Raw genomic sequence first — 7,600 nt, 5'->3', positions numbered from 1 at the left:
ACACCGTGGGACAGCGCGTCAGGCAGGTGCGTGACGTACGGGCTGGCCTTGGCGTTGACCTTGGATCCGCGCAGGCATATGCCGGCATTGCGGCGGCGGCCGCGGGGGCGACCGAGCTGCTCGACCGCGCAGTCGAGTTCGTCGGCGCGCGGCTCCTCGAGGACGGCCCGAACCTCAAACCCGCCTACACCGTCACCGGCAGTCGCGTGCCCAGCGAACAAACCCTCGACCTGCCCGGCTACCCCGGCGGCAATGACAAGCTCGGCAACCGGGTCAACGAGCAATTCCAGCTCGACATCTTCGGCGAGGCGCTGCAGCTGTTCGCGATGGCGGGGTCTATCGACCGGCTCGACGCCCTCGGATGGCGCGCCGCGCAGGCCGCGATCGCCGCCATCGAAAAGCGCTGGCGCGAGCCGGAGGCCGGCATCTGGGAAATCGAGGACCAGCACTGGACGCAGTCCCGGCTGGCGTGTGTGGCCGGGCTTCGCCGCATCGCCAAGGTCGCCGACGGAGGCGCCGAGATTGCCGCGTGCACGTCACTGGCCGACGCGATCCTGGCCGACACCGCGGCCAGCAGCCTGCACCGGCAGGAGGGGTACTGGCAGCGCAGCCCGGAGCTGGCCCAGGTCGACGCGTCGCTGGTGCTGCCGCCCCTGCGCGGCGCCGTGCCCGTTTCCGACCCTCGCACCCGCGCCACCCTGGACGCCGTTCGCCGCGACCTCACCCACGACGGATTCGTGTACCGCTTCCGGCATGACGAGCGCGACCTCGGCGACGCAGAAGGGGCCTTTCTGCTGTGCGGATTCATGATGGCGCTGGCCGAACACCAGCTCGGCCATGGTCATTGCGCGATGCGCTGGTTCGAACGCAACCGCACCGCCTGCGGCCCTCCCGGGCTGTTCTGCGAGGAATACGACATCAGGCAGCGCCAGCTCCGCGGCAACCTGCCCCAGGCGTTCACGCACGCGTTGCTCCTCGAATGCACGGCGACGCTCACCGAGGAAGTGGAGCACCGCAACTGATCCCCGGACCGAACGAAAGGAGCTCTCGATGACACAGACCGTGGTAATCACCGGAGCCAGCGCCGGCATCGGCCGCGCCACCGCCCAACTGTTCGGGCAGCGCGGCGCCAACGTTGCCCTGCTAGCCCGCGGCGCCGCCGGGCTGGAAGGCGCTGCCCGCGACGTCGAGGCCGGTGGCGGCAAGGCGCTGGCCATCCCGACCGACGTGGCCGACTACTCGGCCGTCGCCGCCGCCGCCGACGAGGCCGAATCCGCCTTCGGCCCCATCGACGTCTGGGTCAACGTCGCCTTCACCTCCGTGTTCGCGCCGTTTTGGGAAATCAGCGCCGATGAATTCAAGCGGGTGACCGAGGTGACGTACCTGGGTTACGTGTACGGGACGATGGCGGCGCTGGCGAAGATGAGGCCGCGCGACGCCGGCACCATCGTGCAGGTCGGCTCCGCGCTCAGCCAGCGATCCATCCCGCTGCAGTCGGCCTACTGCGGCGCCAAGCACGCCGTCAACGGGTTCACCGAATCGCTGCGCTGCGAACTGCTGCACGACCGCTCGAACGTCCGGGTCACGCTGGTACAGATGCCCGCGGTGAACACCCCCCAGTTTTCCTGGGTGCTGTCCCGGCTGCCGCGCCATCCCCAGCCGGTGCCGCCGATCTACCAGCCGGAGGTGGCCGCCCGCGGCGTCCTGTACGCCGCGGATCATCCTGAGCGCAAACAATTTTGGGTCGGCGACAGCACGGCGGTCACGCTGCTGGGGCAGAAGTTCCTCGCCCCGCTGCTGGACCGCTACCTCGGCCGCACCGGATACGACTCGCAGCAGACCGACGAACCCGTGAATGGTCAACAGCCACAAAACCTTTGGGAGCCGGTCGACCAACAGCCCGGCAGCGACCACGGCGCCCACGGCGAGTTCGAGGACAAGTCCCACGCCCACAGCCCCCAGCTGTGGTTCTCCCACCACCCCCGCGTCGGCGGCACGGGTGCGCTGACCCTCGGGCTGGGCGCGCTGCTCGGGGCGCGGGCGGCGCGCCGACGCGCGCGATGATCTCCTGGGCGCGAATCGGCTACGGGGCGGCGCTGCTCGCGGTCCCAAACCCGGTGCTGCACCTGGCGTCCGGTCAGGCGGCGACCGCGCGGGAGCGAGCGGTGACCCGCTTCCTGGGGCTGCGGCTGCTGACCCAGGGGGCGGTGACGGCCGTGGCGCCCGACGCCGCGACCCTGGCCGTCAGCGCCGAAACCGATTTCGTGCACGCCGCCACGATGCTGGCCTGGGCGGCCGTTGACCGGCGGTCGCGGCGGTTGACGTTGCTGAGCGGCGTCCTGGCCGCCCTGTTCGGGGCCGTAGACGCCATGCGGGCGCGACGGGCGCCGACAGAGCCGCCCTGCCCCACGCGGACCGGCGAACTGCTGCCGACACTCGTCAGCCTGCGCCATCGGGCCGCCGCCCAGGTTGCCCGGCACACCCTGCCGGATGCCGTCCGGGCCGGCTGGCAAACATAGCCGCGCGACGCCCGCTCGGGCCCGCTAACGCCCTCTACTCGTCCGTATCCACGGACGAGATGAATAATGGGCGTTGGAAACAATATACTATGGCAATAAGGCTCTGTAAGGCGGGAGGGATGAGACGGATGACCGTGGACTTCGAAGACGAGGTCGCTTCGCGCCGCAATGGGCACGCCCGCGACGGTTCGGGGCCGCTCATATCCGACGCCGTCGAGCAACAAGAGCTGGCCGCGGTCGACCTGGTGCTCGGCCTGGGCGAGCCGCAGCGGGTCGGCAGGTTCCGGTTCTTCCTGGACGGCCAGCGCTGGGAGTGGTCGGATGCCGTCGCGCGCATGCACGGCTACGAGCCGGGAGAGGTCGAGCCCACCACGGAACTGTTGCTGCGGCACAAGCACCCCGATGACCGAGAGCGCGTCGCCGCCGTCCTCGACCACGTGCTCGACGGAAAGCCGTTCAGCAGCCGGCACCGCATCGTCGACACCGCCGGCCACGCCCGCTGCGTCATCGTCGCGGGCGACCGGATGCTCGACGACAACGGCACCCCGATCGGCACCTCGGGGTTCTACGTCGACGTCACCGACTCGCTGCACAACGAAATCACCAATGTCCTCGAGGCGGTGGCCGACGCCCGCGCCAGGATCGAGCAGGCCAAGGGCGTGCTGATGGCCGCCTACGGCATCAGCGCGGAGCGCGCCTTCGACGTGCTGGTGTGGCGTTCTCAGGAGACGAACCTCAAGGTGCGCGACCTCGCCGCCCGTTTCCTGGAAGCCGTAGCCGGCAAGTCGTCGCCCGAGACCCGGAGCCACGTCGACGAAGCGCTGCTGACTCTCGAATAATTGGCCGGGTGGCGCACCTACTGGGAGCCGAGGCTGTCCGCCTGGAATACCCGACTCAGGTTGTCTTCGAGTCGGTCACGCTCGGCGTCAACGACGGCGCGCGCGTCGGCATCGTGGGGCGAAACGGCGACGGCAAGTCCAGCCTGCTGGGCCTGCTGACCGGTCAGGTGCAGCCCGACTCCGGGCGCGTCACCCGGCGCAGCGGGTTGCGGGTCAGTGCGCTGAGCCAGGCCGACACCCTGGACTCCGACCACACAGTCGGCTGGACGCTGGTCGGCGACCAGCCCGAACACCAGTGGGCCGGCGACGCGCGGGTCCGTGACGTGGTCGGCGGCCTGGTGGCTGACCTCGCTTGGGACGCAACGGTTTCCACGCTCAGCGGTGGGCAGCGCCGTCGGGTGCAGCTGGCCAAGCTGCTGATCGGCGAATGGGACGTCATCGCCCTCGACGAGCCCACCAACCATCTCGACATCGAAGGCATTACCTGGCTGGCCGATCATTTGCGTCAGCGCTGGGCGCGCAACACCGGCGGGCTGCTGGTGGTGACGCACGACCGCTGGTTTCTCGACGAAGTGGCCACCACGACGTGGGAGGTGCACGACGGGATCGTCGAGCCCTTCGACGGCGGCTACGCGGCCTACGTGCTGCAGCGCGTCGAGCGTGACCGGTTGGCCGCCGCGGCCGAGGCCAAGCGGCAGAACCTGATGCGCAAGGAGCTGGCCTGGCTGCGCCGCGGGCCGCCGGCGCGAACCTCCAAGCCCAGGTTCCGGATCGAGGCCGCCAACCAGCTGATCGCCGACGTGCCGCCGCTGCGCAACACCGTCGAGTTGGCCAAGCTGGCCAGCGCGCGGCTCGGCAAGGACGTCATCGACCTGCTCGACGTGTCGGTCGCCTACCCGCCTTCTACTGGCCGCCCGGTGCTGCGCGATGTCGAATGGCGGATCGCCCCCGGCGAACGCACCGGCATCGTCGGGGCCAACGGCGCCGGCAAGTCGACGCTGCTGGGACTGATCGCCGGCACCCTCGCGCCCGACACCGGGCGCGTCAAGCGCGGCAAGACCGTGCGCCTGGCGGTGCTCGACCAGCGCGGCGAGGACCTGGCGGCCATCGCCGGCGACCGGATCGCCGACGTGCTGGGCCGGCTGCGCAGCGGCTACCAGGTCGAGGGGCGGGACCTCACCCCGGCCCAGCTCCTGGAGCGGCTTGGGTTCGGCGGGAAGCTGTCCGCGCGCGTCGGCGACCTGTCCGGCGGCCAGCGGCGGCGGCTGCAGCTGATGCTCACGCTGCTGTCGGAACCCAACGTGTTGCTCCTCGACGAACCCACCAACGACGTCGACACCGACATGCTCACTGCCACCGAGGATCTGCTCGATTCCTGGGCCGGCACGCTGATCGTCGTCTCCCACGACCGGTACCTGCTCGAGCGGATCACAGATCAGCAGTACGCGATCCTCGACGGCCGGCTGCGGCACCTGCCCGGCGGCATCGACGAATACCTGCGACTGGCGGCCCGGCGGACTTCTGCGGCGGCTTCGCAGCCGTCGGAGCCGTCGGAGGCGCCGGCCCTAGAGCCGCAGGCGATGTCCGGGTCACTGCGACGTTCGGCCGAAAAGGAGCTCTCGTCGGTTGACCGTCAGCTCGCGCGGCTCGCGGATCGGATTACGGCCAAGCACCACGAGCTCGCCGAGCACGATCAGTCCGACCACATCGGCCTGAACCGGCTGACCCAGGAGCTGCGCGGGCTTCAGGACGAGGTCGCCTTGATGGAGAGCCGCTGGCTGGAACTCTCGGAGCTGCTCGAATGATCGAAAAGGGCGGGCACCGGATGGGAGACCGTGGCGTGCGTCGGCTCGAGCACGACCCTGTCCAGGGGACCTACGGGTGGATCGAGGAGCGCCTTCAGAACTTCCGCCGGGTGGTGCTGGTGTGGAAGGCGTTGCGTATGAGCCCAGCGTGCAGCGATTCCGGAAGAATCTCGGCCTCACGCGCGCGGGTTGCGGCGGGACGCCGACGCTCGGATAGCCCATAGTTCCCTTGCGCCCGCAGGTGAAAACACTTATTCTCAATACGATGTGCAGGCCCGGCTGAACGAGCAATTCGCCGCGTAGAGCGACGCCGTGCGGGAGGTCTCGTCGCGGGAAGTGACGGAACATCGGGTTTTACCAGGCCTTTCGGCCCGAGCTGGACCGCTGCCAGGCGGCCAAGTCGTTCCGCCGGTTCTCCTTCCCGTCGTTGTACCGCGACTATCTGATCGGCGAGGCGATGGGCCCTACCGGCTGGTCATTACCGCTGACGTAGCGGACCGCGGCTGCCCCCGCACTCCGAGACCAAATCTGCTCCGGAGCGCCGACACACCGGGTTACTCGTAGCGACCTGCCAGCAAGTTTTATATGAAGTTCATCAACAACTGGAAAAAACGATACTGAAGGATCATACTTCCTGGCTTAGATACCCATAGTCTTTGAATAGCACTGGAGGCAGTCATGTCGTACGTAATAGCAGCCCCGGACATACTGGCAGCAGCCGCCGGTAACGTGGCCAACATCGGCTCGTGGGTGAGCGAGGCCCACGCGGCCGCTTTAGCCCCGACCACAGGAGTAGCCGCTGCCGCTAGCGACGAGGTGTCGGCGGCCATCGCCTCGGTGTTTTCAAACTACGGAGAGCAGTACCAGGCGCTGAGCGCTCGGGCGGCGGCGTTTCACACCGAATTCGTGCAGACCTTGACCGGGGCGGGAAGCGCCTACTCCCTTGCCGAGGCGGCGAATGTCTCGCCGCTGCAGACCCTCCAGCAAGACGTGCTGGGTGCGATCAATGCACCCACCGAGCTGCTGCTCAATCGACCGCTGATCGGCGACGGCATCAACGGGGCGGCCGGGACCGGGCAGACCGGCGGAGCCGGCGGCATCTTGTGGGGCAACGGCGGCAACGGCGGGTCGGGTGCGGCCGGGCAGACCGGCGGTGGGGGCGGTGCCGCGGGCCTGGTCGGCAGCGGCGGCGCCGGCGGTACGGGAGGGGCCGGCGCGGCCGGCGGAACCGGCGGCACCGGCGGGTGGCTGTGGGGCAACGGCGGCGCCGGTGGCCTCGGCGGCACCGGCGGCGGCAACGGCGGTGCGGGCGGAAGCGCGCTCTTGTTCGGCAACGGTGGCCCCGGCGGTATGGGCACGACCGGGACGACCGGCATGGACGTCGGCCAAGGCCTCGCTGGAACCCAAGGCGGCGCTGGTGGCAATGGTGGCGCAGGTGGTAACGCCGGGCTGTTGTTTGGCAGTGGCGGTGCCGGCGGACAGGCCGGAATGGGTGGCGCCGGTGGGGCCGGCGGGGCTGGGGTTGACGCCCTTACCGCCGGCGTGACGGGCGGCACGGGCGGCGACGGTGGCGCCGGCGGCGCCGGAGGTACGGGCGGGGCAGGCGGCCACGGCTCGGCATTGTTCGGCCAGTCGGGCGCGAACGGCGCTAGCGGTACCGGAGGCGCCGGCGGCCAAGGCGGCCAAGGTGGCATGGGAGGGGCGGACGACGGCATCAGCGGCGCGGGCATGGGCGGCACCGGAGGCAACGGCGGGGCCGCCGGGCCGGGCGGCGTCGGCGCTCCCGCGGGCACTGTGGGCGCTGGCGGCCAAGGCGGTACCGGCGGCACCAGCGCCACCGGCACCGGTGGCACAGGCGGCACCGGCGGCGTGTCGGGAGACGGCAGTACCGGTGCCACCGGCGGCACCGGCGGTGACGGTGTCACCGGCGGCCAAGGTGGCCAAGGCGGCAGCGTCAATATCACCGGAACCCAGGCCGCCACCGGCGGCACGGGCGGATCAGGCGGCACTGGCACGACCGGCGCCGGCGGCCAAGGCGGCCAAGGCGGCACCGGGATCAACAACGGGAGCGGAACCGCCGCCGGCGGCGACGGCGGTGCCGGCGGCTCGAGCACGGGCGGCACCGGCGGTGCCGGCGGTACGGGCGGCACCGGGGAAATCGACAACACCGCCTCTACGGCTGTCGCCACCGGCGGGCACGGCGGGGCCGGTGGCACCGGCACCACCAGCGGCTCCGGCGGTGCCGGCGGTACCGCCAACAACGCCGGAGCCGGAAACGCCGTCGGCGGCACCGGCGGTGACGGCGCCGCCAGCAGCGCCGGCACCGGCGGTAACGGCGGTAGCGGTGGCGCCGCGAACGCCCTCGGAGCCGGAAACGCCACCGGCGGGCACGGCGGCACCGGCGGTGACGGTCCCGCCGGCGGCGGCACCGGCGGGC

The 7,600-nt window shown here is 70.8% G+C and carries 6 protein-coding genes; all 6 read left to right on the top strand.

The annotated features are described in order from the left end of the window. A partial coding sequence (locus A5764_RS23785; protein ID WP_231989798.1) for a glycoside hydrolase family 15 protein occupies window positions 1-1,022 on the top strand: 1,022 nt, incomplete at its 5' end. Window positions 1,023-1,050: 28 nt separating this feature from the next. Beyond that, a complete protein-coding gene (locus tag A5764_RS23780; RefSeq protein ID WP_067118179.1) occupies window positions 1,051-2,064 on the top strand; it encodes an SDR family oxidoreductase in 1,014 nt (337 codons plus the stop codon). Further along, window positions 2,061-2,519: a hypothetical protein gene (locus A5764_RS23775; protein WP_067118160.1), complete on the top strand. Its 459-nt coding sequence runs from the start codon at window positions 2,061-2,063 to the stop codon at window positions 2,517-2,519. Before A5764_RS23780 ends, A5764_RS23775 begins: the two co-directional genes overlap by 4 nt. A 128-nt stretch (window positions 2,520-2,647) precedes the next feature. Next, window positions 2,648-3,358, top strand: a complete 711-nt coding sequence (locus A5764_RS23770; RefSeq protein ID WP_369807363.1) for a PAS and ANTAR domain-containing protein — start codon at window positions 2,648-2,650, stop codon at window positions 3,356-3,358. 8 nt (window positions 3,359-3,366) lie between these two features. Beyond that, window positions 3,367-5,163: an ABC-F family ATP-binding cassette domain-containing protein gene (locus A5764_RS23765; RefSeq protein WP_067118153.1), complete on the top strand. Its 1,797-nt coding sequence runs from the start codon at window positions 3,367-3,369 to the stop codon at window positions 5,161-5,163. A gap of 678 nt (window positions 5,164-5,841) precedes the next feature. Then, on the top strand, window positions 5,842-7,600 hold a 1,759-nt coding region (locus A5764_RS23755; protein ID WP_156664843.1), incomplete at its 3' end, for a PE family protein.

The sequence above is a fragment of the Mycobacterium sp. 852002-51057_SCH5723018 genome, from assembly GCF_001667035.1.
Lineage (GTDB): Bacteria > Actinomycetota > Actinomycetes > Mycobacteriales > Mycobacteriaceae > Mycobacterium.
This window is presented reverse-complemented; position numbering and strand designations above follow the sequence as displayed.

What these genes read in the sequence shown, in the direction of transcription:
- A5764_RS23780 (WP_067118179.1), top strand. Translation starts at nt 1,051, where the DNA reads ATGACACAGACCGTGGTAATCACCGGAGCCAGCGCCGGCATCGGCCGC.
- A5764_RS23775 (WP_067118160.1), top strand. Translation starts at nt 2,061, where the DNA reads ATGATCTCCTGGGCGCGAATCGGCTACGGGGCGGCGCTGCTCGCGGTC.
- A5764_RS23770 (WP_369807363.1), top strand. Translation starts at nt 2,648, where the DNA reads ATGACCGTGGACTTCGAAGACGAGGTCGCTTCGCGCCGCAATGGGCAC.